Consider the following 25669-nt stretch of genomic DNA (forward strand, 5'->3'; position numbering starts at 1 on the left):
GGTCAGGACTTGTCGCCGAAGCGCTCGCGCGCCACGGACTCGAGCGCGTCGGAGAACTTCGGCATCTCCACACGCAGCCGCGCGATCGCGTCGTCGGTGAAGTGGATGAGCTCCAGGGGGGTGAGGGCGACGACGCTGGCGGTGCGCAGCGAGTGGTTCATCAGGGCGGCCTCGCCCATGATGTCGCCCTCGCCGAGCTGGGCGATCTCGGTGCCCTTGTGGCGCACCGAGACGGTGCCGGAGAGGATGACGTAGGCCTTGTCAGCGGGGGTGCGCTCCCAGATCGGAGACCAGCCCTCGGGCAGGGTCACCCGGGTGCCGGCGGAGCTGATCTTGGCGATCTCCGCCGGGCTGAAGGCGCTGAAGAACGAGTCGGCCATGGCTGGTGCCTCTTCCTGGTGCGTGCGTGTCGCGTGGTGCTCCCCGCGCGGGATCCTCCCGGAGTCGCTGCCGCGTGGCAAGCGGTCCGGGGGGCCCGACGGCGAGCGGGTCGGCCGCCGTGGCCGCCGCCGCCGCAGCGCCCCGTGGTGACGCCCGGTGCGCGCGACTGCCGCCCCGTCACGACGGGTCGGGAGGAAGTGTAACTGCGCGTTACAGCAGGCGTACGCCGATGCGGCCGCGCCGCCCGGGTGGTCTGGTCGGGTGGCGCGACTGGCCGACCGGCCGGCCGGCTGGCGGGCCGGCGCGGTGCGGGTCAGGCGGTCGGCAGCGGGTCGCGGGTGACGGGGCAGCTCATGCAGCGCGGGCCGCCGCGCCCGGAGCCGAGCTCGGAGCCGGCGATGCGGACGACCTCGATCCCGGCGTCCTCGAGGCGGGCGTTGGTCTCGTCGTTGCGCTCGTAGGCGACGGCGACCCGGGGGGCGAGGGCGAGGGTGTTGTTGCCGTCGTCCCACTGCTCGCGCTCGGCGGTGACCGGGTCGAGGCCGGTGTCGATCTGGTGCAGCTGGTCGATGCCCATGGCGTCGGCGGCGGCCTCCAGGAAGGGCCGCGGCTCGCCGACCCGCAGCACCAGCTCGTCCTCGCCGGCGGCGGGGTCGGCGGCGGTGACGGTGTAGGCCTGCAGGGTGTGCGCGACGTTGGGGTACATCACGATCTTGTCGACGTCGACCAGCGTGCAGATCGTGTCGAGGTGCATCGTCGCGCGCTCCTGCGCGATCGGCACCGCCAGCACGGTGTGGGCCAGGTCGGCGTGGAAGACCTGGCGCGCCAGCGACTCCACGCCGGCGGGGGTGGTGCGCTCCCCGACGCCGATGGCGATGACGCCGGGGGCCAGCAGCAGCACGTCGCCGCCCTCGACGTGCTCGGCGTGCCAGCCGTGGATGCGCAGCGAGCCGGCGAAGCGCGGGTGCTCGGTGTAGATCAGCTCGGTCAGCTGCGTCTCGCGGCGCCGCGCGGGCATGGCCAGCGAGGTGATCGCGACCCGGTTGCGCACCCACACGCTGGAGTCGCGTGTGAAGAGCAGGTTGGGCAGCGGGTCGACCAGGAAGTCGTCGCTGGCCAGCAGCGAGGTCACCAGGCCGTGGCCGCCGCGCACCTCGTCGTTGCGGATGCCGGCGGTGAGGTGGCCGGCCAGCTCGCTCGGCGTCGCGTCGCGCAGCGCGCGGGAGAGGTAGGTGCGCAGGGTGTCGCCCAGGTGCAGACCCGACAGGCCGGTGGTGATGGCGTGGTTGCGCGCCGACTCGCTCTCGAGGGTCTCGGCGAGCAGCTCGGTGAGGTAGAGCACCTCCACGTCGCGCGCCCGCAGCGCCTCCGCGAAGGCGTCGTGCTCCTCCTGCGCGCGCGCCACCCAGGGCAGGCCGTCGAAGAGGAGGCGGTCGTTGTTGCGCGGCGTGAGGCGCTTCAGCTCGTCGCCGGGGCGGTGCAGCATCACCGTGCGCAGCCGCCCGACCTCGCTGTCGGCGTAGTGCGTCGGGTTCTCGTGCGTCGAGGTCATGGGCCCAGCCTAGAGAGGTACGCCGGTCGCGCGCCGCTGGCCCGCCGCGTGGTGCGCGGAGGGGGTCGCCGGCGACCTCGCACGCGTTCACGTCCTACTGACCGTTGCGACCACTGGCCGGGCGTGGTGACTGTCGGGTAGTGGTCGCAACGGTCAGTAAGACGCGGGCGCGGGCGCGGGCGCGTATCGGGCGGGGCTCAGTCGAGCAGGTCGAGGGCCAGGGCGGCGGCGCGGGCGAGCACGGTGCGGGCGGGCAGGCCGAGGGCGGCGGCGGCGCGGGCGACGTCGTCCCACTCGGGCTGGGCGGTGACGACGCGGCCGTCGACGGTGGAGAGCTTGACCGCGACGCGGTGGCCGTCGAGGTCGACGCCGGCGAGGGTGCGGGGGAGCGCGTGCTTGGTGACGGGGTGCTCGCGCAGCCCGATGGCGGAGGTCTCGCGCAGCACCACGTCGCGCACGGCGGCGACGCGGGCCGGCACGACCAGCACCGACAGGGTGTGGGCGGGGCGGCCCTTCTTCATCAGCACCGGGGTCAGCCACGCGTCGGCCGCCCCGGCCGCGAGCAGAGCGTCGAGCACGCCCGGCCACACGCGGGGGTCGAGGTCGTCGACGTTGGTCTCCAGCACGACCTCGGTGGTGGTGTCGCCCGCGCCGGGCGCGCCCCCCGGGCCGTCCGCTCGGGGGTCGACGTCGACGGGGTCGCCGAGGAGCAGGCGGAGCACGTTGGCGTGGCCGGCCGGGTCGCGCCCGCCGGCGCCGACGCCGACCGCGGAGACGCGCAGCGGCGGCTGGGGTCCCCAGCCGGCGGCCAGCGTGGAGAGTAGGGCCGCCCCGGTGGGGGTGCACAGCTCCTGGGCGGGGGCGCCGGCCGGTCCGGCGTACGACGGGGCGCCGCGCAGCAGCTCCACGACCGCGGGCGGCGGCACCGGCAGCACGCCGTGGGCGCTGCGCACCGTGCCCGACCCCACCGCGACCGGGCTGACGTTGAGCCCACCGGGACGCGCTCCGGGGTGGAGGCCGAGGTGGACCACGCCGGCGCAGACGCCCACCACGTCGGCGATGGCATCGAGGGCGCCGACCTCGTGGAAGTGCACCTCGTCGGCGGGGTGGCCGTGCACGGCGCCCTCGGCCGCCGCGAGGCGGGCGAAGACCGCCAGCGCGAGGTCGCGGACGGCCGGCGCGAGGTCGGCGGCGCCGAGGAGGGCGCGCACGTCGCGCCACGTGCGGTGGGTGGTGGAGTCGGCGACGACGACGTGGCAGCGCACGGCCGCGAACCCGCCGCGCCGCACCCGCTCCACCTCGAGGCGCACCGGCTCGGGGGAGACCGCGTCGACGGCCGCCTGCAGGACCGCCAGCGGCACCCCCGCGCCCAGCAGGGCGCCGAGGAGCATGTCGCCGCTCGCGCCGGAGGAGGCGTCGACCCAGGCCGACGCGCCCGCGGCGCCGGCGGCGCCCGCGGCGCCGTCCTGGCCCGCGCCGCCCGCCTCGCCCGCGCCGCTCGGGCGGCCGGCGGGTCGCCCGTGGTGGTCGCTGCTCGAGGCGTCGGGGTCGCTCACGGGCGCGGCGCTGCCCGTCGGGCCACGCGGGCGGCGAAGACGCCGGCGCCGTAGCCGTTGTCGACGTTGACGACGCTCACGCCGGGCGCGCAGGAGCTGAGCATGGCCAGCAGGGCGGTGACCCCGCCGAGCGAGGCGCCGTAGCCGACGGAGGTGGGGCAGGCCACCAGCGGCACCCCGACCAGCCCGCCGACCACCGAGGGCAGGGCGCCCTCCATGCCGGCCACCACGACCAGGCAGTCGGCCGCCTCGAGCCGCTCGCGCACCGCGAGCAGGCGGTGCAGGCCCGCGACGCCGACGTCGTCGATGCGCTCGACCCCGGCGCCGTGCACCCGCACGGTGAGCTCGGCCTCGGCTGCGACGGGGGCGTCGGAGGTACCGGCGGCCACCACCAGCACCCGCCCGGCGGGCGTGGGCAGCGGACCGAGGGTGGCCGCGCGGGCCACCGGGTGCAGCGCCGCCTGCGGCAGCTCCTCGGCGAGCGCGGCGAGCGCCTCGGGGGCCAGTCGCGTGGCGAGCACCGCGCGGTCGGGGTGCTGGGCGTGCAGGCGGCGCAGGATGGCGACGACCTGCGCGGGGGTCTTGCCCTGCCCGAAGACGACCTCCGGGTCGCCGGTGCGCGCGGCCCGGTCGAGGTCGAGACGGGCGAAGCCGAGGTCCGCCGTACGCCCGTCGGGAGCGTCGGTGGCGTCGGCCCCGTCCACGCCGTCCGGGTGCTGCTGCGAGGGCGAGGTCATGCGCGGAAGGGGTCGGCGGGGTAGACGCCGAGGATCTTGACGTCGGTGGTGAAGAAGGCCAGCTCCTCCAGGGCCCGCTTCAGGCCGGGGTCGTCGGGGTGGCCGTCGACCTCGGCGAGGAACTGGGTGGCGGTGAACTGCCCGCCGACCATGTAGCTCTCCAGCTTGGTCATGTTGACGCCGTTGGTGGCGAAGCCGCCGAGCGCCTTGTAGAGCGCGGAGGGCAGGTTGCGCACGTTGAAGATGAAGCTGGTCACCACCGGGCCCGAGCCGGGCGCGGCCTCGACGAGGTCGCGGGAGAGCACGACGAAGCGGGTGGTGTTGTGGTCCTCGTCCTCGACGTCCTCGGCCAGCACCTGCAGGCCGTAGATCCGCGCGGCCAGCGGCGGGGAGATCGAGGCCTGGGTCGGGTCGCCGGCCTCCGCGACCTCGCGCGCCGCGCCCGCGGTGTCGCCGGAGATGACCGGCGTGAGGCCGTGGGCCCGGATCACCTTGCGGCACTGGCCCAGCGCGTGCACGTGGCTGTGCACGGTGTCGATCGACTCCAGGGTCGCGCCCGGCACGCCCATCAGGTGGAAGCGGATGCGCAGGAAGTGCTCGCCGATGATGTGCAGCCCCGAGTCGGGCAGGAAGTGGTGGATGTCGGCGACACGCCCGGCCAGGGAGTTGTCGATCGGGATCATGGCCAGGTCGGCCTCCCCGGACTCCACGGCGGCGAAGACGTCCTCGAACGACGCGCACGCCAGCGCCTCCCAGGTGGGGTAGTGCTCCTGGCACACGATGTGGGAGTTGGCTCCCGGCTCGCCCTGGTAGGCGATGCGTCGCTGGTTCGGCACGCGGGCAGTTTAGGTTGAGCGGCGTGATCGCTGTCGTCGTGCTCTCCCTGGTGGTCGCCCTCGCCGCCGTCGCCCTCGCCGTCGTGGCGCTGCGTCGTACGGCGGTGCCCGCGGCCGGCGACGCCGAGGCGCTGCCCGCCGACGTGGAGGGCCTGCGCCGCGAGGTCGCGGCCCTGCGCGCCGAGGCCCGCGACGCCCTGCGCCACCTCTCGGTCGTGCGCTACGACGCCTTCGGCGACATGGGCGGGCACCTCTCCTGGTCGCTGGCCCTGCTCGACGACTCCGGCCACGGCGTCGTGCTGACCTCCATCCACGGCCGCTCCGAGGCCCGCACCTACGCCAAGACGATCGTCGCCTGGCGCTGCGAGCAGCAGCTCTCCCCCGAGGAGCAGGAGGCCGTCACCGCGGCTCGCCCGGGCAAGGGCTGAGCGGCTCGGCGGGTTTCGGGCTCGGCGGGTTTCACCAGCCGGCTGGCGAAACCCGCACCTGTCGGCCCACGCACGGGCCGACCAGTGCGGGTCCGGGCCGACAGGTGGCCGCTCGGCCGGCGGGCGAGCACCGCGCCGACCTGGCTCGTCGCCGGCCGGGCCGCGGGTGAGGGCCCAGGAGTCGGGGGTCGCGTCGTCCCCCTGGCCGGCCCGCTCACCCCTCCGGCCACGATCGGTTGACCGCCGCAACCGTCGGCGTACCGTTCACCGGGTCATCGTCAGCCACGTGAGCACCCCAGCCGCAGGAGCACCCCATGTCCCACCAAGCCGTGGCCACCGACCACAGCGCCGCGACCCGCTCGAAGTGGTGGACCCTCGCCGCGGTCTGCACCGGGGTGTTCATGCTGCTGCTCGACATCACGATCGTGAACGTCGCGCTGCCCGACATCCAGCGCGAGCTCGACGCCTCGCTCTCCGACCTGCAGTGGGTCATCGACGCCTACGCCCTGAGCCTCGCCGCGCTGCTGCTGACCGCGGGCTCGCTGGCCGACCTCTTCGGGCGCCGCCTGGTCTTCACCATCGGCCTGGTCCTGTTCACCATCGGCTCGGTGGCGTGCGGCGCCGCCCAGGACATCTTCCTGCTCACGCTGGCCCGCGCCTTCCAGGGCATCGGCGGCGCGGCGATGTTCGCGACCGCGCTCGCGCTGCTGGCCACGGCGTACGTCGGGCGCGACCGCGGCGTGGCCTTCGGCGCGTTCGGGGCCACCACCGGCGTCGCCGTCGCGATCGGCCCGGTGCTGGGCGGCGTGCTCACCAGCGGGCTGTCGTGGCGCTGGATCTTCTTCGTCAACATCCCGATCTGCGTGGTCGCGATCGCGATCACGCTGCTGCGGGTCAAGGAGTCGCGCAACCCCCACGCGGGCCGGCCGGACTGGTTCGGCTTCGTGACCTTCAGCCTCGCGCTGGGCTCGCTGGTCTACGGCCTCATCGAGGCCGGCCAGGACGGCTGGGGCGACCAGCGGGTGGTCGGCTTCCTGGTGGCCGCGGCGGTGCTGATGGCGGTCTTCCTGGTCAGCCAGGTGCGCCAGCGCGCCCCGATGCTCGACCTGGGCCTGCTGCGCAAGCCGACCTTCGTCGGCGGCCTCGTGGCGGCCTTCGGCGTCTCCGCCTCGATCTTCTCGCTGCTGACCTACCTGGTCATCTACGTCCAGAACGTCCTCGACTACTCCGCCGTCGGCACCGGCGTGCGCTTCCTCTTCCTCTCCGGCGCCTCCTTCGTGGCCGCCGCGGTGGCGGGCCGGCTGACCGAGAAGGTGCCGACCAAGTGGCTCATCGGCCCCGGCTTCCTCGTGCTGGGCGTGGGGCTGCTGCTGGTGCTCGGCATCGAGGACGACTCGTCGTGGACCCACCTCATCCCGGGCCTGCTCGTCTCCGGTCTCGGCATCGGGCTGATCAACCCGCCGCTGGCCTCGACCGCGGTCGGCGTGGTCACCCCGGAGCGCTCGGGCATGGCCTCGGGGGTCAACTCGACCTTCCGCCAGGTCGGCATCGCCACCGGCATCGCCGCGCTCGGCTCGATCTTCGGCAACCAGGTCGCCGACGCCGTCACCTCCGACCTCACCGGCCAGGTGCCCGACCAGGCCCTGCCCGGTCTGGTCGCCGCGCTCTCCGGCGGTCAGGTCCAGGCCGCGGCGGAGGGTGCCCAGGCCGCCGCGGCCTCCGGGGCCGGGGGCGCCTCGGCCGGCCAGCAGGCCTACGACCTCGTCAACGGCGTCGGCACCTCCGCGGTCGTCGACGCCCTCAACCACATCACCGCCATCGGCGCCGGCATCGCCTTCGTCTCCGGGGTGCTGTGCCTGCTGCTGATCCGTCAGAAGGACTTCGTGGTCCACGGCGCCCCGCCCGCCGGGGCGTCGGCGCAGCAGCCGGCTCAGGGCTCCAGCGTGTAGCCCAGCCCCGCGGAGGTGATGAGGTGCCGCGGGTGGGCGGGGTCGTCCTCGAGCTTGCGCCGCAGCTGCGCGGCGTAGACCCGCAGGTAGTGGGTCTCGGAGTGGTAGGCCGGCCCCCACACCTCCCGCAGCACCTGCTCGCGGGTCACCAGCCGCCCCAGGTGGCGCGTGAGCAGCTCGAGGAAGGCCCACTCCGTGGGCGTGAGCCGTACGTCGTGCCCGCGCCTCGCGACGCGCTTGCGGGCCAGGTCGATGCGCAGCTCGCCCACGACCACCACGGGCTCGGCGGGGGCGGCGGTCTCGGCGGCGCGGCGCACGGCGGCCCGCAGCCGGGCCATGAGCTCGTTCATCGCGAAGGGCTTGGTGACGTAGTCGTCGGCGCCGAGGTCGAGCGCCTCGACCTTGTCCTCGCCGTGCTGGCGCGCGGAGAGCACCACGATCGGCACGCTGGTCCAGCCGCGCAGGCCGGTGATCACCTCGGTGCCGTCGAGGTCGGGCAGGCCGAGGTCGAGCAGCACCACGTCGGGGCGCCCCCCGGCGGCGGCCTCGAGCGCCGTGCGGCCGTCGGGGGCGGTGGTGACGTCCCAGCCGGCGGCGCGCAGGTTGACCGCGAGGGCGTGGGCCAGCGGCGCCTCGTCCTCGACCACCAGCACCCGCGGGCGCGGCCGGGCGGCGGCGTCGCCCGACCCGTGCGCGGGCGACCGGTCGGTGCGCTCCTGCCCGCTCACCGGGCCACCCCCTGCGACCGGTCCCCGCCGGCCGCCGGCCGGGGCCGGTCGGCCGCGTCGGTGGTGGGCCGGGTCGTGGGCCGGGTCGCGGGCCCGGCCGCGGCCGCGGTCCGGGTCGCGGGTGCGTCGGCCGGTGCGTCGGCCGGTGCGTCGCCCAGGGGGTCCTGACCGGCGCCCGCCCGCGGCACCGACAGCACCATGGTCAGCCCGCCGCCGGGGGTGTCGTCGGCCTCGAGGCTCGCCCCGACGGCCTCGGCCAGCCCGCGGGCGACGGCCAGGCCGAGCCCGAGCCCGCCGGGGGAGCGGTCGCCGAGACGCTGGAAGGGCTCGAACATCCGCGCCCGCTCCGCCGGCGGCACCCCGGGGCCGCGGTCGACCACCAGCACCTCGACGCTCGTGGGCTGCACGTGGGCGAGCACGCGCACGGCCACGCCGTCGGAGACCCGCACGGCGTTGGCGACCAGGTTGGCCACCACCCGCTCGAGCAGGCCCGCGTCGGTGCGGACCAGCGGGGTGTCCTCGGCGACCTCGAGGCTCACCGCCCCCGGGGCGTGGCCCGACACCGCCAGGGGCAGCACCTCCTCCAGGCTCCGGTCGGCGAGCACCGGGTGCACCAGCCCGGTGCGCAGCCGCGAGAGGTCGAGCAGGTTGTCGATGAGGCCCTCCAGCTGCTCGGTCGAGGCGCCCACGCTGCTCACCAGAGCGGCCCGGTCGGCCGGGTCGAGGTCGGCGCCGCCCGGTCCGCTGCCGATCAGCCCGTCGACCGACGCGCGCATCGTGGCCAGCGGAGTGCGCAGGTCGTGGGAGACCGCCTGCAGCAGGGCGGTCGAGGTGGCCTCGGCGCCCTCGAGGGCGACCGCGCGCTCCTCGCGCGCCCGCAGCCGGCGGTGCTCCAGCACGAGGGAGGCCTGCACCGCGAAGGCCTCCAGCACCCGCTGGTCGCTGGCGCGCAGCGTCTCGCCGCGCAGGCACAGCTCGTGCACGTCGTCGACGCGCACGCGGGTGTCGGCGGCCTCCGGCGTCGCGGCCGGGCCCTCGCCGGAGGCGGCCACGACCCGCCACCCGGTCGGTGCGGGCGCGCCGCCGGTCGGCCCCGCGGTGCCCGGCGTACGGCCCGAGGAGGCGCCGGCCCGCCCGTCGGCCCCGCCGGCGTCGATGGAGGCGGCGGCACCGCGGGCCAGGAGGGCCACCGAGGTCTGCCCGAAGACCTCGCGCACCCGCTCGGTGACGGCTTCGGCGGTGTCCTGGCCGGTGAGCACCGAGCGCGACAGCGAGGCCAGCGTGGCCGCCTCGGTGCGGGCGCGCAGGGCGTCGGCGGCGCGGCGCGAGGCCCGGTCGACGACCGAGGCGACCCCGGCGGCGACGGCGACGTAGACCAGCAGGGCCACGACGTCGGTGGGCTGGGCGATGGTGAGCCGGCCGACGGGCTCGGTGAAGTACCAGTTGAGCAGCACGAAGCCGAGCAGCGCCGCCAGCAGCGCCGGCAGCAGCCCGCCGACGAGGGCGACCAGCACCGCCACCGCGAGCAGCAGCATCTCGGCGAGCGGCAGCTGCCCCGGGCCCTCGACGCGGGTCAGCACGGCGGTGAGCAGCGCGGGGAGCAGCAGGGCGCTGAGCCAGCCGGCGACCTGGCGCGAGCGCGAGAGCGGGGAGAGCAGCGGGCGGCCCTGCAGCCGCCGGCCGACCTGGTCGTGGGTGACCAGGTGCACGTCGATGGAGCCGGCCAGCGAGGCGATCCGGTCGCCGCTGGAGCCCACGAGCAGCCGCCGCAGCCGGCCGTGGCGGCTGACGCCGACCACGACCATGGTGGCGTTGGCGCCCGAGGCGAAGTCGACCACCGCCGCCGGCACGTCCTCGCCGACCACAGGGTGGAAGCTGCCGCCGAGGTCGGCGACCAGCTGCTGGACCCGCGCGATCGGCTCGCCGCCCTGCGGGCGCAGCCCGTCGGTGGCCAGCACGTGCACGGCCATCAGCTCCGAGCCGGCCGCCCGCTGGGCCAGCCGGGCCCCGCGGCGCAGCAGGGTCTCGCTCTCGGGGCCGCCGGTCACGGCCACGACGATCCGCTCCTTGGTCGGCCAGGTGTGCGCGATGCGGTGGGCGCGGCGGTAGTCGCCGAGCGCGTCGTCGACGCGGTCGGCCAGCCACAGCAGCGCCAGCTCGCGCAGCGCGGTGAGGTTGCCGACGCGGAAGTAGGAGGCGAGCGAGGCGTCGACGTTCTCGGGGCGGTAGACGTTGCCGTGGGCCAGGCGCCGGCGCAGTGCGTCGGGGCTCATGTCGACCAGCTGGATCTGGTCGGCGGTGCGCACGACCTCGTCGGGCACGGTCTCGCGCTGGCGCACCCCGGTGATCCGCTCGACCTCGTCGTTGAGCGACTCCAGGTGCTGGATGTTGACGGTGGTGACGACGTCGATGCCGGCCGCGCGCAGCTCCTCGACGTCGCCGGCGCGCTTGTCGTGGCGCGAGCCCGGGGCGTTGGTGTGGGCCAGCTCGTCGACCAGCACCACCGCGGGCCGCCGGGCCAGCACGGCGTCGACGTCCATCTCGGTCAGGCGGGCGCCGCGGTGCTCGACCACGCGGCGCGGCAGCACCTCGAGCCCGGCCACCGCGGCCTCGGTGTGGCGCCGGCCGTGGGTCTCGACGTAGCCCACGACCACGTCGGTGCCCCGCTCCGCGCGCCGCCGGGCCTCGTCGAGCATCGCGTAGGTCTTGCCCACCCCGGGCGCCGCGCCGAGGTAGACCGTCAGCCGGCCCCGGCGCGCACCCTCCATGCCCCGATCCTCCCACCGGCCCGGCCGCGACCCCAGCGCCGCGGCGTCAAGGATGCGTCAAGACCCGTCCGCCCGCACCGGACCGCAGCCACGGCCCGGGTCTGCGCCGCAGCCGCACGACCGCGACGTACGACGGCTCAGCGCGGCACGCGCACGAGCACGCGGCCGTGCACGCACTCCATGCGCAGCTCGCAGCCGGGGCCGATTGAGTCGCCGTCGAGCTGGCGGGGGGTCTCGGTGGCGGCGCGGACCACGACGGAGTGACCGGTCATCCGGTTGACCAGCTCGTCGGTGTGCTTGCGCTTGAGCAGCACCCGCCAGGCCAGCGGGATCCAGGAGAGGAAGTTGCGCGGGTGGAGGATGACGACGTCGAGGGTGCCGTCGTCGATGGCGGCGTCGGGCAGCAGCGGCATGCCGGCCTGGAGGAAGCCGACGTTGCCGACGACCACAGTGCGGGCGCGGTGGGTGGTGGGCTCACCGCCGTCGACGGAGATCTCCACCTTCACCGCGGGGAACATGATCGACTTCAGCCCCGAGAGCACGTAGGCCAGCCAGCCCACGCGCTTCTTGATGTCCTCGTTGACCCCCTCCATGATCGCGGCGTCGAAGCCCATGCCGGCCATGACCATGAAGTGGCTGTCCTCGATGCCGTCGCCGCTGACGGCGACCATGTCGATCGCGCGGTCCTGGCCGGTGAGGGCGACGTCGATGGCGGCGCGGATGTAGAGCGGCACGGCCAGGTTGCGGGCCAGCAGGTTGCCGGTGCCGGCCGGGATGATCCCGATCGGGATGCCGGTGCCGGCCAGCTCGGCGCAGACCTCGCGCACGGTGCCGTCGCCGCCGCACACGATGACCAGGTCGGCGCCGGCGACCGCGGCGGCCTCGGCCATGCCGGTGCCGGGGTCCTCGACGGTGGTGAGGTGCCAGCGCGGCTCCGACCAGCCGGCCTCGGCGGCCATCGCGGAGACGGTGGCCTGGAAGGCCTCGACGCTCTCCACCTTGATGGGGTTCAGCACGACGTGCAGCCGCCGCGCCGAGGGGTAGGGGTCGGGCAGCGGGTCGGACTTGACCGCGTGGCTGCGCGGCAGCGGGGAGTAGAGGGCCAGCACGAGCAGCGCGACGCCGACGCCGAGGAGCACGCCCGCGGTGACGTCGGTGGTGTAGTGGCGCCCCAGCAGGACCCGGTCGGCGCAGACGACGACCACGAGGACGGCGACGGCGCCGAAGGCCAGCCGCCGCACCCCGGCGCGGCGTACGAGCATGACGACGAGCACGACGACCACCGCGCCCCAGGCGGCGATGGAGGAGGCGTGGCCCGACGGGAAGGCGTTGGAGGAGAGCACGGCGTCGGGGTTCTGCCACGGCGGGCGCTCCCGGCCCACGGTGAGCTTCAGCCCGGTGGTGGCCGCGGAGGTGATGGCCATGACCAGCACGGCGTAGAGCGCGGCGCGGCGGTGCCCGCGGGTGAACATCAGCACCGCCACGACCGCCGTGAGCACGGTCATGCCGACCGTGCCGAAGGCCGCCTCCACCAGGTGCAGCGGCGTGCGCAGCCAGCCGAGGTCGACGGCCCAGGCCTCGATCGGGTCGCCGCGCTCGTCGAGGCCGCTGAGCGGGCCCCAGGCCTGGGTGACGGCGAGCGTGAGCAGGGCGAAGGCCACGAAGCACGCGCCGGCCCAGCTCAGGAGGACGAGGCGGGGGCGGTCGAGCACCCGGACAGTATGCCGACGCCCCGGGGGGCCTGTGGAACTCGCGTGAGACGGCGCCGGCCGCCCCGATAGCCTCTCACCATGATCGACCCCCGGATCCTGCGAGACGACCCCGACCGCGTGCGCGCCGCCCAGGCCAAGCGCGGCCTGTCCGACGCGGTGGTCGACACCGCCCTGGCCGCCGACGCCGCGCGCCGGGCCGCGATCGGGGAGTTCGAGGCCAAGCGGGCCCAGCAGAAGCAGCTGGGCAAGCAGATCCCGCAGGCCCAGGGCGAGGAGAAGCAGGCGCTGCTGGCGCAGACCAAGACCCTCGCCGCCGAGGTCAAGGCGGCCGAGGCCGCGCAGGGCGAGGCCGAGGAGGCGTGGCGCGCCGCGCTGCTCAGCATCCCCAATCTCGCCGACGAGCAGACCCCGGCCGGGGGCGAGGACGACTTCGTCGTGCTCGAGACCGTCGGCACCCCTCGCGACTTCGCCGCCGAGGGCTTCGAGCCGCGCGACCACGTCGAGCTGGGCCGCCTCCTCGGTGCGATCGACCTCGACCGCGGCGCCAAGGTGTCGGGCTCGCGGTTCTACTTCCTCACCGGCGTCGGCGCCGAGCTCGAGCTGGCCCTGGTCAACCTGGCCATGGAGCAGGCCCGCGAGGTCGGCTTCACCCAGGTCATCGCGCCCTCGATGGTCAAGCCCCGCGCCATGGACGGCACCGGCTTCCTCGGCCAGGCCGCCGACGACGTCTACCGCATCGAGGGCCAGGACATGTACCTCGTGGGCACCTCGGAGGTGCCCATGGCGGCCTACCACTCCGACGAGATCCTCGACGGCGCCTCGCTGCCGCTGCGCTACGCCGCCTTCAGCCCCTGCTTCCGCAAGGAGGCCGGCTCGCACGGCAAGGACACCAAGGGCATCATCCGGGTGCACTGGTTCGACAAGGTCGAGATGTTCGTCTACACCACGCCCGAGGAGGCCGTCGCCGAGCACCAGCGGCTGCTGGAGTGGGAGAAGATGTTCCTCGACAAGCTCGAGCTGGCCTACCAGGTCATCGACGTCGCGGCCGGCGACCTCGGCCTCTCGGCGATCCGCAAGTTCGACTGCGAGGCCTGGATCCCCACCCAGGGCAAGTACCGCGAGCTCACCTCGACCTCCAACTGCACCGAGTTCCAGACCCGCCGCCTCGACACGCGCGCCCGGTACGCCGCCGGCGCTGCGGCCGGCGACGGGTCGGGCGGCAGCGGCGGCGGCAGCGGCACCGAGGTCGGCCCGGTCGCGACCCTCAACGGCACGCTGTGCGCCATGACGCGCACCATCGTGGCCATCCTCGAGACCCACCAGCAGGCCGACGGGTCGGTGCGGGTGCCGAAGGCGCTGCAGAAGTGGATGGGCCGCGAGGTCCTCGAGCCGCTGGAGCCCGCGCGTGGCTGAGCTGGTCACCGAGCCCGGCGGCTCCGACGGCGCCGACGAGCGCCCCGCCCCCGGCCCGGGCTGGCGCCCGCGGCTGGTGGCCCTCGACATCGACGGCACGCTGCTGCGCTGGGTCGACGGCGGTGGGGCGGCCCACGAGGAGATGTCGGAGGCGGTGCGCGAGGCAGTGCAGGCCGCCCGTGACGGGGGCGCCCACATCGTGCTCTCCAGCGGGCGCAGCCCCCACAGCATGACCGACGTGGCCGACCAGCTGGGCCTGGGCAGCCAGGACGAGCCGGTCTGGGTCGTGGCCTCCAACGGCGCGGTCGTCTTCCGCTACCCGCCGCTCGACGTCGTGCTGGAGGAGACCTTCGACGCCCGCGCCGCGGTCGCCGCAGTGCTCGCCGAGCACCCCGACGCCATCGTGGCGGTCGAGGAGCGCGGCGTGGGCTACCGGCTCAACAAGCCCTTCCCCGAGGGCGAGCTCACCGGGGAGATGATCCTGGCCGACGTCGAGGACATCGTGGCCGAGCCCGTCAGCCGCGTCATCATCCGCGACCCCGCCGCCACCGCCGACGACTTCGTGGCCCTCGCTGCCCGTCTGGGCCTCCAGGGCACCGACTACGTCGTGGGGTGGACGGCGTGGCTCGACCTCGCCGCCGCCGGGGTCTCCAAGGCCTCCGGCCTCGACCACGTGGCCGCCGAGCTCGGCGTCACCGCCGACGACGCGCTGGCCATCGGCGACGGGCGCAACGACCTCGAGATGCTCGCCTGGGCCCGGCGCGGGGTGGCCATGGGCCAGGCCGTGCCGGAGGTGCACGCGGTCGCCGACGCCACCACCGCCAGCGTCGACGACGACGGCGCCGCCGTCGAGATCCGCCGCTGGTTCCCCGCGTGAGCGAGCAGGCGGCCCTCGTGGCCGGGCCGCCGCGCGTGGTCTCCACCGAGCGGCTGGCGCTCGTGCTGTGGTCCCCCGAGGTCGCCGCCGACGTGCGGGGGCGCCGCCGACGCCCCGAGTTCCACCCCGACTTCCCGCGCCCCGACGACGCCGACGCCGCGACCCTGTGGGTCGACGGCGACGCCTGGGGGCCGCGCAGCATCGTGCGCGGTCGCACCGTGCTCGGCTCGATCGGCTTCTTCGGTCCCCCCGAGCCCGCGGCCGACGCGACCCCCGAGACCGAGGTCGGCTACGGCCTGGTGCAGGAGGCGTGGGGGTGGGGCTTCGCCACCGAGGCGCTGCAGGGGCTGCTCGCCCACACCGACCACGTGGGGGTGCGGGTGCGGGCCGGCGTACGCCCCGACAACCGGGCGAGCGTGCGCGTGCTCGCGAAGTGCGGCTTCACCGAGCTGCGGGGCTCCGACGAGGAGGGCCGGCTGATGATGGCGCGGCCCCTGCCGGGCACCGCCTCGCCGCTCGCGGGCACCGGCGCGCGGCGCGCCGCGGAGCGCGAGCAGGAGCGGCAGGAGCGGCTCGAGCAGGAGCGTCTGGAGCACGAGCAGCCGGCGGCCGACCCCGCGACCGGCCCGACGCCCGGCCCGACGCCGGCGGAGGAGACACCGTGAGCCTGCCCCGTCTGGTCGCCACCGACCTCGACGGCACCCTGGTCCGCTCCGACGGCAGCGTGTCCGACTACACCCGCGAGGTGCTGGTGGGCGTCGAGCGCCTCGGCGTGCCCGTGGTCTTCGTGACCGGCCGCCCGCTGCGGTGGGCGCGCGACGTCTTCGACCACGTCGGCGACCACGGTCTGGCCGTGGTCTCCAACGGCGCCCTGCTGTGGGACGTCGCCGCCGACCGGGCCCGCCTCGAGCGCGCCATCTCCGCCGAGGACGCCCTGGCCTTCTGCCGCGACCTGCGCGCGGCCGTGCCGGGCACGGCGTTCGCGGTGGAGGACCTCGACGGCATCGCCCTCGAGCCGGCGTTCATGGAGCGCCACCCGATCCCCGACGCCAGCCGGCGCGCCCCTCTCGAGGAGCTCATGGACCGCCCGGCGCTCAAGCTGCTGGCGCGCCACGAGGAGCTCGACGCCCAGGACTTCTGGGACCGCGCCGAGGCCGCCACCGGCGGCCGGCTCACCATCACCTGGTCGTCGTCGAGCGCCCTGCTCGAGGTGAGCGCGGCCGAGGTGACCAAGGCCTCGACCCTGGCGATGCTCTGCGCCGACCTGGGCGTCGACGCCGCCGACGTCGTGGCCTTCGGCGACATGCCCAACGACCTGCCGATGCTCGGCTGGGCGGGCACGGCCTACGCCATGGCCGACGCGCACCCCACCGTCACCGCCGCCGCCGACCACGTCGCGCCGGGTCACGACGAGGACGGCGTGGCCACCGTGCTGGCTGGTGTGTTCGGGCTGTGATCTGGTCTCATGGGCGCGTGCCCGCCCTCGGACAGACACCCGCCGCGTCGGCGACGCCGCCGGCCCCGGCCGCCACGCCCCTGCTGCGGTGGGCCACGGGTCTGCTCGTGGTGGCGCTGGTCGTCCTCGCGGTGCTGGTGGGTCAGGGAGCCTCCGGCGGCGCCGGCTCCGCGTCGGCCTCGCCGTCGCCCTCCCGCACGCCCAACACCTGCGCCGACGCCGACCTCGCCGAGCAGATCCGCACCGCCGACGCCGTCTTCACCGGCGTCGTGACCTCCTCGACGAGCTCGCAGGCCGAGGGCGGCGACGGCGCGGAGATCCTGCACGAGGTGCAGGTCGACCTGGTCTACAAGGGCCGCAGCAGCGTCACCACCCCCGAGGTGCAGGTGCGCAGCCTGCGCGGCACCGAGCAGGGCTGCGACCTCGGCGAGCTGGTCGACGGCGAGGAGTACGTCTTCGTCGTCGCCGCCGACGGCGACTCCTGGTTCGCCGCGGGCGACAGCGGCACCGCCCCGGCCACGGCCTCCTACGTCGAGCAGGTCGACGCCATCGTCATCGCCGAGCCCCGCCCGCCGGTCTCGCCGGAGCCCGAGCAGGCCTCCTTCGAGGCTCTCGACCCGGCCGAGCCGACCACGCTCACCCGCGCCGCCGCCCCCGGCGCGGCCCTGGTCATCGTCGGGCTGCTCGGCCTCGTCGTCGTCCGCCGCCTCAACCGGCGCTGACCCGACCACCGGCGCTCACCCGCCCACCCTCGGTGCGCCGCCCACCCTCGCTGACCCGTCCACCCGCGGTGTCCCGTCCACCGTCGGTGCTGCGCTGCCGGGCCGCTGGACTCGTGCTCGCACCCGCGGCCGGGCTCATCACCGCCGTCGGACCCGCGCCCGGGTGCGACCGCGAGGCCGCGCGGTGAGCCAGCCCTGGTCGACCCTGGTCGCCGTCGGCGGTGGTCTCCTGCTGCTGTGGGCCGGGCTGGTCCTGGCGCTGTGGCTGCTGGCCCGCCGAGACCAGCGCACGGGCAGCCTGCGCGAGGCGCTGCGGCTGCTGCCCGACGTCGTGCGGCTGCTGCGCGCGCTGGCCGCCGACCCCGACCTCCCCCGCGGCGTGCGGCTGCGGCTCGTGCTGCTGCTGGGCTACCTGCTCATGCCGCTCGACCTGGTGCCCGACGTCATCCCCGTCGTCGGCTGGGCCGACGACGTCGTGGTCGTCGCCCTCGCGCTGCGCTCCGTGATGCGTCGTGCCGGGCCCGACGCCCTCGACCGCCACTGGCCCGGCACTCCCGACGGGCTCGCCGTCGTACGCCGCCTGGCCGGCCTGCCGACGCCTCCCGCGACCGGACGCCGGCCCGGCTCCGGCTCTGACCCCGACCACGGCCCCGGCCCCGGCTCCGGTTCTGGGCCCGGCTCCGGCCCCGGCTCCGGCCCCGACCCCGGCTCCGGCCCCGGCCGCGGCCCCGGCCCCGGCTCTGACACCGGCCGCGGCCCCGGCCCCGGCTCTGACACCGACCGCGGCCCCGGCCCCGGCTCTGACACCGACCGCGGCCCCGGCCCCGGCTCTGACACCGACCGTGGCCCCGGCTCTGACACCGACACCGGCTCGGGCTCCAGGCCCGGCTCCGGCTCCGCCTCCGCCTCTGGGCCCGGGGCCGCGGCCCGCACTCCGCCTGGCTCCCCGTGAGGCGCCGCTAGACCGGCACCCCCTGGGGGTGGCAGCGGCTGCGCGGAGCTCCACGACGCCGGCGACGACGTCTCCTGGGTTGAACGAACGTTCGATCAACCCGCACGGTCTGCCCGGAGGTCCCAGCGTCGGACGGCCGTCCGACCACCCCGCACCGCCCGGCACCGGAGGGACCCTCCGACCGCGGCCCTCCTCAGACCGCCCCCAGCGCCGGGCGCAGGCCGACCCCGGCCCATCTCGGGGGGCTGCGGTCGCACCGTCACCGGGTCCCGCTCTGCGACGACCCGAGGAGCCGCCGTGCCCTCGCACCACCTCGCGCCCGTCCGCGCTCACGTCGCCAGTGGGCGGGCGAACGCCCGTCGCGCCGTGCGCCTCCCCGTGGCGCTCACCGGTTTCGCGACCCTCGCGGCCGCCGCGGCCGCGGACGGACCCGCGCCCTCCGCACCGCGCCGAGCGCGGGTCAGGCGCTCAGAGGTACATGCCCCCCGAGCCACCCGGCGACTCGGCGCCCGGCTGCCCCGGACCGGGCTGGCCCGGCTGGCCGGGCTGCCCCGGCTGGCCGGCGCCCGGGTGGCCCTGCCCCGCGGGCAGGCCTCGCCGCATCTGCTCGAACTGCGCCCGCGCCTGCATCTGCTGGGCGTAGATCGCGGTCTGGATCCCGTGGAAGAGACCCTCGAGCCAGCCGACCAGCTGGGCCTGGGCGATGCGCAGCTCGCCCTCCGACGGGGTGGAGTCCTCGGTGAAGGGCAGGCTGAGGCGCTGCAGCTCCTCGACCAGCTCGGGGGCCAGGCCCTGCTCGAGCTCGGCGATGGAGGCCTGGTGGATGTCCTTGAGCCGGTTGCGGCTGGCCTCGTCGAGCGGCGCGGCCTTCACCTCCTCCAGCAGCTGACGGATCATGCTGCCGATCCGCATCACCTTCGCCGGCTGCTCGACCAGGTCGGTCACGGCGCGCTCGCCGTCGCCGTCCTCGTCGCCGCTCGCGGCCTGCGCGGCCACGGCCAAGGCCGAGGCGGGCACGCTGCCCATCGGCTGGCCGTCGGGGCCGACGATGACGATCTGCTGCTCCTGCTCGGGGCTCTCGCCCTGCTGCTCGGTCATGGGTTCCACCTTAGGTACGTCGAGAGGTCGGTCGGGGGGTCGGTCGGGGGCGCACGGCAGCGGCGGCGGTGACCGTGGGGTCGCGGCCGTCGCGGGCGGGGCCGGTCACGTCGTGAGCAGGATCTTCCCGGTGTGGGATCCCGAGGTCATCAGCTCGTGGGCGGCGACGACCTCGTCGAGCGGCATGGTGCCGTGCACGACCGGTGTGACCGACCCGTCGGCCAACAGCGGCCACACGTGCTCGACTAGGGACTGGCAGATGGCCGACTTGTTCTCCACCGAGCGCGCCCGCAGGGAGGTGGCGACCACGCTGCCGCGCTTGCGCAGCAGCGTGCCGAGGTCGAGCTCGGCCTTGGCACCGCCCTGCATGCCGATGACCACGAGCACGCCCTCGAGGGCGAGCGCGTCGACGTTGCGCATGAGGTACTTGGCGCCCATGTTGTCGAGGATGACGTCGACCCCGGCGCCGTCGGTGGCCTCCGTGATGACCTCGACGAAGTCCTGGTCGTGGTAGTCGATGGTCACGTCGGCGCCGAGGTCGCGGCAGAAGGCCAGCTTCTCGGCGGTGCCTCCGGTGGTCATGACGCGGGCGCCGCGGGCGTGGGCCAGCTGGATCGCGAAGGTGCCGATGCCGCCGGCGCCGCCGTGCACCAGGAAGGTCTGCCCGGCCTCGAGACCGGCGATCATGAAGACGTTGGACCACACCGTGGCCGCCACCTCGGGCACGGCCGCGGCCGTGACCAGGTCGAGCCCGGCCGGCACGGGCATGACCTGGCCCTCGGGCACGGCGACCTTCGTCGCGTAGCCGCCGCCGGCGAGCAGCGCGCAGACCTCGTCGCCCACGGCCCAGCGCGTCACCCCCTCGCCGACGGCGGAGACGGTGCCGGAGCACTCCATGCCGATCACGTCGGAGGCGCCGGGCGGGGGCGGGTAGTGGCCCTGGCGCTGCAGCAGGTCGGCGCGGTTGAGCCCCGCGGCCGCGACGTCGAGCACGACCTCGCCCGGCCCCGGCTCGGGGTCGGGCAGCTCGGTGACGGACAGGACCTCGGGACCACCGGTCCCCTGGGCGACGACAGCACGCATGACTGCGACCCTAGGCCGCCGCGACGACGCCCGGACCACCCCTAGGTCCAGGCCCGGTGCCGACCGGCGCGCCGCCGCCGTACCCCGGAGCCCGGAGCGCGCAGCCCGGAGCGCGCAGCCCGGAGTCCGGAGCGCGGAGCCCGCAGCCCGCAGCTCGGAGCCCGGAGGCCTGCGACCACAGCCGTCAGCCAGGCGGCCGCAGCCCTCAGCCTGCGCTGTGGCGGGCGGCCCACTCCTCGGCCAGCCGCTCGGCGCGGGCCGACAGCTCCTCGACGACCGCGGGGTCGCCGCCGCGGAGCCCGGCGGCGAGTCCGACGAGGTAGGTCGTCACCGGCGCGGCCGGCCGCAGCACCCCGTGCGCAGCCACGCGGGCCAGGTCGAGCACGAGTGCATCGTCGACCTCGTGACCCTCGAGCCCGAGCGCCGCCGTGGCCTCGTCGATCCAGTCGGCCAGCGTCGGCTCGGCGGGGGCGGGGGTCTGGTCGTCCGCGGGGGAGGTCATGGCCCCAGCCTCTCAGGTGCCGGCCGCTAGGGTGCCGGCCCCGGTCCCCCCGCTGAACCCCACCCGCGGCGCTGTCCTTGCCGCGCCATCGCGCTGCTTGCGCAGCTGAGACGTTCGCACCGGTGCGCCAACGGTGCAAAACTGGCTCAGTTGCCCGGTCTTGTCCGCGCAATTGCGCCGCTCGCGCAGCCGAGACGCCCGGATCGGTGCACCAGCCACGCAAACCTGGCTCGGCGGCTCGGTCCTTCTCGCGCAATTGCGCCGCTTGCGAAGCCCCGCCGGCGTCGCGGTCCCCCAGCGCGATTGCGCCCGGTCCGCAGCGGAGCCGTCCGCACCGCTGCACCAGCCGCGCAAACCTGGCCCAGCGGCGCGCCGGGTCCAGTGCAATTGCGCCGTTTCCGCAGTCCAGGCGTCGGCGGCCGTGCTCCAGCCACGCAAACCGGGCCTGGCGGTCCCGCCGGTCCCGCGCAATTGCGCCGCTTGCGCAGCCCCGACCACGGCCCCCGCCGGCGGCCCCCGACGGCCGCCGACGGCCGCCGCCCACCTGACGTCCGACTCGCACCGCCCCCTGGGGTCAGCCGCCTCAGCCCGGCGGCTCGGCGAGGTCGCGCAGGTCGGCCCAGGTGTCGACGTCCCGGTGCTCCTCGCCCAGGGCGGCGACCTCGGCGAGCCGCAGATCGCGCAGCAGGTGCCTCATGGCCATGCCGTGCTGCCCCTCGTGGTCCGGGCGCACGGCGTCGAGCCGGTCGGTGCGGAGCACGAGGGCGAGCTGGTGGCGCCCGTCGGGGGCGACCAGGCGCGCCCCGTCGACGTCCTCGGCGAGACCGTCCTCCCCGAGGAGCGCGTCGTGGAGGCGGCGGAAGGTGTGGGCGGTGACGCGGGGCATGTCGACGGCCAGTACGCCGAGCGTGCGGGGCGCCCGCACCAGGGCGTCGCGCCCGGTGAGCAGCGCCGCGACCGGGCCGCCGTGGCGCGGCGACTCGCGGCAGAAGGTGACCGGCCGCTCGGTCGGCACCGGGTCGCCGACCACCACGACCTCGGCGGCGTCGACGAGCGCGTCGAGGGCGTGGGTGAGCAGTGAGCGGCCGTGCAGCTCGACGCCGGCCTTGTCGACGCCGTCGAGGCGCACCGCGGTGCCGCCGGCGAGCACGACGGCGCAGAAGCCGCCGGTGTCGGGGTCGAGCAGGGGACCGGTGGGGGAGGAGCCGGGCATGCCTGGAGTCTCGCACCGGTCGCGGCCGGCTGGCAGGCTGGAGCCATGACCGCCGACACGACGTGGACCACGGCACGGGTCGCCCTCGTGCAGGAGGCCTCGGGTCTCGAGCCCGCGGGCAACCGCGAGCGCCTGGCCGCGCTGGTGCCGACCGGCCACGACCTGGTCGTGCTGCCGGAGGCCTTCGCCCGCGACTTCGGCACCGCCGGCTCGCCGCTGGGGGAGCACGCCGAGCCGGTCGACGGGCCTTTCGCCACCGAGGTGGCCCGCGTCGCGGCCGCCGCCGGCACCACCGTGGTCGCCGGGATGTTCGAGATCGGCCCCGACCCCGAGCGCCCGTGGAACACGCTGGTGGTGCGCGGGGCGGTGAGCGCGGAGTACCGCAAGATCCACCTCTACGACTCCTTCGGCTACCGCGAGTCCGACGTGCTGACGGCCGGCCCCACGACCCCCCGGGTGGTCGACCTCGCCGGCCTGCGGGTCGGCCTGATGACCTGCTACGACCTGCGCTTCCCCGAGCACGCCCGCGCGCTGGTCGACGCCGGCGCCGAGCTGCTCGTGGTGCCCGCGGCCTGGGTCGCGGGGGAGCGCAAGGTCGACCACTGGCGCACTCTCGTGCGGGCCCGCGCGATCGAGAACACCGTCTACGTCGCGGCCGCCGCCCAGCCGGCCCCGCGCTACTCCGGCCACTCGATGCTCGTCGACCCGCTCGGCGACGTGCTCGCCGAGGCCGGCGACGGCTCCGAGGTCGTCGGCGCCGAGATCAGCGCCGCGGTGCTGGCGCAGGCGCGTCGTACCAACCCCTCCCTGGCCAACCGGCGTCTGTAGCCTCTCCGCTCGTGCCCGCCCCCGACCCCGCGACCCCCGCGCCCTCGAGCACCGCGTCCTCCGACACCCCCTCCGACGCCCCCGCCGACGCACGGCCCGACACCTCCCCGGGTACGCCGCCCCGCGCCGGATGGCGCCGCGTGGCCCCGCTGGCCGCCTGGTGGGTCGTGGTGCTCGGCGGGGTGGCGGCCCTCGTGGTGGCGCTGCTCGACGTCGTGCCCGCCGACGAGCGGCTGCTCTCGGGCATCGGGTCGGTGGCCGTCACCAGCGCCTACACCTGGGCGCTGGTGGCCCGCGCCGGCGGACGGCCGCTGCTCTTCGGCGCGCTCGCCCTGCTGCTCGGCGTGGGCGTCCTGGTGCTCGACGAGGACTGGCTGCGCACGGGCGCGGCGGTGATGACGTGCGCGGTCGCCTCCGTGCTCGGCGTGATGGTCACGGTGCCGGCGCAGCGCTTCGTGCAGGCCGCCCGCGAGTGCGCCCTGGCGGTGCTGGTGGCCGCGGGCGGGGCGCTGGCCATGCTCGGCTTCGAGCCGGTCATCGCGCAGGTGCGCTTCGAGTACACCGTCTTCGGGCTCTCCCTGCTCGCCGCCTTCGCGCTCGTCCACCGCCTCGGCGCCGGGCTCCACGGCCTGGGCCGCCGCGGTCTGGTCGGCGTGCTCGGTGGCGGGATCCTCCTCGCGCTGACCCTGGCCTACGCCGAGCTGCTGCGCCGCTACGGTCCCGGCGACGCCGTGGACAGCGTGCTCGACGGCGTCCGGTGGACCCGGGAGACCCTCGGTGCGTTCCCCCGCCCGATCGAGACCGTCCTGGGCGTGCCCGCTCTCGCGTGGGGCTGCCACATGCGCGCCCGGCGCCGTCAGGGCTGGTGGATCTGCGCCTTCGGCGTGGCGGCCACGGCCCCGGTGACCACCGCGCTGATGAACCCCGCCACCTCGCTGCTCGAGGCGGGCCTCTCGGTGGGCTACGGCCTCGTGGTGGGCCTGGTGATCGGCTTCGTCGTCATCCGCGTCGACCTCGCCCTCACCGGCCCGCGCGGCTCGCGGGCCCGCCGCGCCGAGGCCGAGGCCGCGGTGCGCCCGGAGCCACCTCGGGCCTCGGCGCTGCAGTAGTACGCGCCGGTAACGGCTAGGTTCGAGGCGTGGCTCGTGAACAGGTGACGGAGATCCTCGCGGAGATGGTGGCCAACGTGCTCACCATCGCGGTCGCGCCCGGCGAGCGCGTCGAGACCGGTGACACCGTGGTGCTGCTGGAGTCGATGAAGATGGAGATCCCGGTCATCGCCGAGGTCCCCGGCGTCGTGACCGAGGTGCGCGTCAGCCCCGGCGACGTCGTCCAGGAGGGCGACCTGCTCGTGGCCCTCACCCGCGCCTGACCGGCCCCACCGACGGCCCTCGCCGACCGGCCCCGTCGACCGGGCCCGACCTGTCGGCGCCGTACCCGCGGGGCACCCAGGCGACCGGGCACGGCACGTGGCAGAGGGGGCGGGATTCGAACCCGCGGTAGGTCTCCCTACGACCGCTTTCAAGGCGGTTCCGATCGGCCGCTCCGGCACCCCTCCTCGCCGCGCCCGCCCGCAGCGCGGGTGGTGCGACCCGCGCAGTCTACGAGGAGCGGGCGGGTGGACAATCGAGGCATGCCCGAGCCGCTGCCGACCCCGCACGACTACCGCATGCACCCCGCCCTGGCCGCCCGCTTCGTGGGCGCCGGCCTGGTGGCGCTGGCGCTGGTGATGTTCGGCGGCACCGCGCTGGTGGCGGTGGCGGGGTGGTCCGGCGACCTGCTGCTCGTGCCGCTGGTGCTCGGCGTCGTCGGCGTCATCACCCTCGGCTGGTGGCTGCGCTCGCGGGCCTACGTGCTGCGCGCCGACGCCGAGGGCTACCACGTGCGGCTGGTGCGGGGCGCCGGCGTGCGCGACGCCGCCTGGCGCGACGTCGAGTCGGCCGCCACCTCCTCCCCGCGCGGCATCCCGTGCCTCGTGCTGCACCTGCGCGGTGGCGGCACGACGACGATCCCGGTGCAGGCCGTCGCGATCGACCGCGAGCAGCTGGTGCGCGAGGTGCAGCGCCGCCTTGACGCCGGTCGCGGCCTGCGCCGCCTCGGCGACTCCTGACCCCTGCTCGACCGGTGCCCCGAGGGGGCACGCCCCCAGCGTGACGCGTCCGGTCCGCGCGCCTGATTGGTGCGCCGGGAGGGCCGCCTTGTAGCCTGTGCTCGCTGTTCTCGGAGGCGTCGCATAGTGGCCTAGTGCGCCCGCCTGCTAAGCGGGTTGAGGGTTGAACCCTCTCGCGGGTTCAAATCCCGCCGCCTCCGCCAGCCACGACCCCCGTCGGACTCCTCCGCCGGGGGTCGTCCTGTCCCCGCCGACTGCACCGCACGCGCCCGCCGGGGTGACGGCGTGACCCGGGCGACACCGGCGGCGACGGGCGAGGTGCTTGCCAAGGACCCGCGCCCCGCGCGACCCTCGTGGCAGTGCACGGGCCGGCCTCGGGGGCGGACCGCTATTCCGCGACGGCGGCTGCAATCTTCTGCAATGCAGGTTTCTGAGCCAACCCGCCGCGCCCGATCGCGCCGCCGACGACGCAGGATGGAGTCACGGGCCATTCCGTGGGCCCCCGAGGACAAGGACTCCGCCATGAACGTCGCCCGCAAGCTCGCCGTCACCGTCGCCGCCACCGTCCTGAGCGTCGGCCTCGTCGGTCTCACCTCCGCCCCCGCCCAGGCCGACACCAGCTGGGGCTGCGGCGGCTGCGTCAGCAAGAAGTGACCTGAGCGCGGGCCCGCCCCGCGCCTCTCCCTTGTGAGACGGGGAGCGAACGTCCCCCCCGACTTGTTCGGTCCCAGTGCCGGTCCACGGCCCGTCTCCCCCCGAGGACAGCGA

General features: G+C 75.8%; 25 protein-coding genes and 2 tRNA genes. 14 read left to right on the top strand and 13 right to left on the bottom strand.

The genetic code is table 11. The features are described 5' to 3' along the window. Positions 1-2: 2 nt before the first annotated feature. The 5 genes from M3673_RS14970 to M3673_RS14990 form a co-directional block, all read right to left on the bottom strand. Positions 3-380, bottom strand: a complete 378-nt coding sequence (locus tag M3673_RS14970) for a Crp/Fnr family transcriptional regulator (protein WP_193661649.1) — start codon at positions 378-380, stop codon at positions 3-5. 314 nt (positions 381-694) lie between these two features. Further along, positions 695-1933: an arginine deiminase gene (locus tag M3673_RS14975; protein ID WP_193661648.1), complete on the bottom strand. Its 1239-nt coding sequence runs from the start codon at positions 1931-1933 to the stop codon at positions 695-697. 197 nt (positions 1934-2130) lie between these two features. Beyond that, a complete protein-coding gene (gene larC, locus M3673_RS14980) occupies positions 2131-3489 on the bottom strand; it encodes a nickel pincer cofactor biosynthesis protein LarC (RefSeq protein WP_251534567.1) in 1359 nt (452 codons plus the stop codon). Beyond that, positions 3486-4226, bottom strand: a complete 741-nt coding sequence (gene larB / locus M3673_RS14985) for a nickel pincer cofactor biosynthesis protein LarB (protein WP_251534569.1) — start codon at positions 4224-4226, stop codon at positions 3486-3488. Before larB ends, larC begins: the two co-directional genes overlap by 4 nt. Continuing rightward, positions 4223-5062 (bottom strand): prephenate dehydratase, encoded by an 840-nt coding sequence (locus M3673_RS14990; RefSeq protein ID WP_251534571.1) that lies wholly within the window; start codon positions 5060-5062, stop codon positions 4223-4225. The genes larB and M3673_RS14990 overlap by 4 nt, the downstream gene beginning before the upstream one ends. A gap of 23 nt (positions 5063-5085) precedes the next feature. Here M3673_RS14990 and M3673_RS14995 point away from each other — a divergent pair, with 23 nt between their 5' ends. Both M3673_RS14995 and M3673_RS15000 read left to right on the top strand, forming a co-directional pair. Next, the gene (locus M3673_RS14995) at positions 5086-5490 is read left to right on the top strand and encodes a DUF4446 family protein (RefSeq protein WP_251534573.1); all 405 of its coding nucleotides are present in this window, start codon (positions 5086-5088) and stop codon (positions 5488-5490) included. Between the two features lie 314 nt (positions 5491-5804). Then, positions 5805-7439, top strand: a complete 1635-nt coding sequence (locus M3673_RS15000; RefSeq protein ID WP_251534575.1) for an MFS transporter — start codon at positions 5805-5807, stop codon at positions 7437-7439. On the opposite strand, the gene M3673_RS15005 is transcribed toward M3673_RS15000, so the two are convergent. The 3 genes from M3673_RS15005 to M3673_RS15015 all read right to left on the bottom strand — a co-directional run bounded on the left by M3673_RS15005 (position 7421) and on the right by M3673_RS15015 (position 12647). Continuing rightward, entirely contained in the window at positions 7421-8092 is a 672-nt protein-coding gene (locus tag M3673_RS15005) for a response regulator (RefSeq protein ID WP_193662065.1), read from the bottom strand. The two genes, M3673_RS15000 and M3673_RS15005, sit on opposite strands and share 19 nt — an antisense overlap. A gap of 71 nt (positions 8093-8163) precedes the next feature. Next, on the bottom strand, positions 8164-10935 hold the full coding sequence (locus M3673_RS15010) for a DUF4118 domain-containing protein (RefSeq protein ID WP_251534577.1): 2772 nt from the start codon (positions 10933-10935) through the stop codon (positions 8164-8166). Positions 10936-11072: 137 nt separating this feature from the next. Further along, entirely contained in the window at positions 11073-12647 is a 1575-nt protein-coding gene (locus tag M3673_RS15015; RefSeq protein WP_056865189.1) for a diacylglycerol kinase family protein, read from the bottom strand. A 78-nt stretch (positions 12648-12725) separates the two neighbouring features. On the opposite strand from M3673_RS15015, the gene serS reads away from it, so the two are divergent. The 6 genes from serS (at position 12726) to M3673_RS15045 (ending at position 18067) form a co-directional block, all read left to right on the top strand. Further along, entirely contained in the window at positions 12726-14060 is a 1335-nt protein-coding gene (gene serS / locus M3673_RS15020; RefSeq protein ID WP_251534579.1) for a serine--tRNA ligase, read from the top strand. Next, entirely contained in the window at positions 14053-14937 is an 885-nt protein-coding gene (locus M3673_RS15025) for an HAD family hydrolase (RefSeq protein ID WP_251534581.1), read from the top strand. Before serS ends, M3673_RS15025 begins: the two co-directional genes overlap by 8 nt. Next, the gene (locus M3673_RS15030) at positions 14934-15602 is read left to right on the top strand and encodes a GNAT family N-acetyltransferase (protein WP_251534584.1); all 669 of its coding nucleotides are present in this window, start codon (positions 14934-14936) and stop codon (positions 15600-15602) included. Before M3673_RS15025 ends, M3673_RS15030 begins: the two co-directional genes overlap by 4 nt. Further along, on the top strand, positions 15599-16393 hold the full coding sequence (locus M3673_RS15035) for a Cof-type HAD-IIB family hydrolase (RefSeq protein WP_251534586.1): 795 nt from the start codon (positions 15599-15601) through the stop codon (positions 16391-16393). Before M3673_RS15030 ends, M3673_RS15035 begins: the two co-directional genes overlap by 4 nt. 17 nt (positions 16394-16410) lie before the next feature. Continuing rightward, positions 16411-17115, top strand: a complete 705-nt coding sequence (locus M3673_RS15040) for a hypothetical protein (protein ID WP_056865192.1) — start codon at positions 16411-16413, stop codon at positions 17113-17115. A 184-nt stretch (positions 17116-17299) separates the two neighbouring features. Continuing rightward, on the top strand, positions 17300-18067 hold the full coding sequence (locus M3673_RS15045) for a DUF1232 domain-containing protein (protein ID WP_251534587.1): 768 nt from the start codon (positions 17300-17302) through the stop codon (positions 18065-18067). A gap of 468 nt (positions 18068-18535) precedes the next feature. Here M3673_RS15045 and M3673_RS15050 read toward each other — a convergent pair whose 3' ends face one another. The 4 genes from M3673_RS15050 to M3673_RS15065 form a co-directional block, all read right to left on the bottom strand. After that, entirely contained in the window at positions 18536-19165 is a 630-nt protein-coding gene (locus tag M3673_RS15050) for a bacterial proteasome activator family protein (protein WP_228943083.1), read from the bottom strand. Between the two features lie 105 nt (positions 19166-19270). Further along, positions 19271-20248 (bottom strand): NAD(P)H-quinone oxidoreductase, encoded by a 978-nt coding sequence (locus tag M3673_RS15055; protein WP_251534588.1) that lies wholly within the window; start codon positions 20246-20248, stop codon positions 19271-19273. A 205-nt stretch (positions 20249-20453) separates the two neighbouring features. Next, positions 20454-20750: a DUF6457 domain-containing protein gene (locus M3673_RS15060; RefSeq protein ID WP_251534589.1), complete on the bottom strand. Its 297-nt coding sequence runs from the start codon at positions 20748-20750 to the stop codon at positions 20454-20456. A 583-nt stretch (positions 20751-21333) separates the two neighbouring features. Further along, positions 21334-21963 (bottom strand): molybdenum cofactor guanylyltransferase, encoded by a 630-nt coding sequence (locus M3673_RS15065; RefSeq protein WP_251534590.1) that lies wholly within the window; start codon positions 21961-21963, stop codon positions 21334-21336. A 45-nt stretch (positions 21964-22008) separates the two neighbouring features. On the opposite strand from M3673_RS15065, the gene M3673_RS15070 reads away from it, so the two are divergent. The 3 genes from M3673_RS15070 to M3673_RS15080 are packed head-to-tail and all read left to right on the top strand — an operon-like array spanning position 22009 to position 24163. Further along, on the top strand, positions 22009-22791 hold the full coding sequence (locus tag M3673_RS15070) for a carbon-nitrogen hydrolase family protein (protein ID WP_251534591.1): 783 nt from the start codon (positions 22009-22011) through the stop codon (positions 22789-22791). 11 nt (positions 22792-22802) lie between these two features. After that, positions 22803-23900, top strand: coding sequence for a hypothetical protein (locus M3673_RS15075; protein ID WP_251534592.1), 1098 nt, complete (start codon positions 22803-22805; stop codon positions 23898-23900). Between the two features lie 29 nt (positions 23901-23929). Beyond that, complete coding sequence (locus M3673_RS15080; protein WP_156697971.1) at positions 23930-24163, top strand: biotin/lipoyl-binding carrier protein; 234 nt, start codon at positions 23930-23932, stop codon at positions 24161-24163. Between the two features lie 98 nt (positions 24164-24261). On the opposite strand, the gene M3673_RS15085 is transcribed toward M3673_RS15080, so the two are convergent. Beyond that, positions 24262-24349: transfer RNA gene (locus tag M3673_RS15085), tRNA-Ser, on the bottom strand. A 75-nt stretch (positions 24350-24424) separates the two neighbouring features. On the opposite strand from M3673_RS15085, the gene M3673_RS15090 reads away from it, so the two are divergent. The 3 genes from M3673_RS15090 to M3673_RS15100 all read left to right on the top strand — a co-directional run bounded on the left by M3673_RS15090 (position 24425) and on the right by M3673_RS15100 (position 25555). Next, a complete protein-coding gene (locus M3673_RS15090; protein WP_056905065.1) occupies positions 24425-24901 on the top strand; it encodes a hypothetical protein in 477 nt (158 codons plus the stop codon). 112 nt (positions 24902-25013) lie between these two features. After that, positions 25014-25104: transfer RNA gene (locus M3673_RS15095), tRNA-Ser, on the top strand. Positions 25105-25375: 271 nt separating this feature from the next. Beyond that, positions 25376-25555, top strand: coding sequence for a hypothetical protein (locus M3673_RS15100; RefSeq protein WP_251534593.1), 180 nt, complete (start codon positions 25376-25378; stop codon positions 25553-25555). The last annotated feature ends 114 nt before the right edge of the window (positions 25556-25669 follow it).

Source organism: Nocardioides sp. P86, assembly GCF_023712465.1.
In the GTDB taxonomy this organism is placed as follows: Bacteria; Actinomycetota; Actinomycetes; order Propionibacteriales; family Nocardioidaceae; genus Nocardioides; species Nocardioides kribbensis.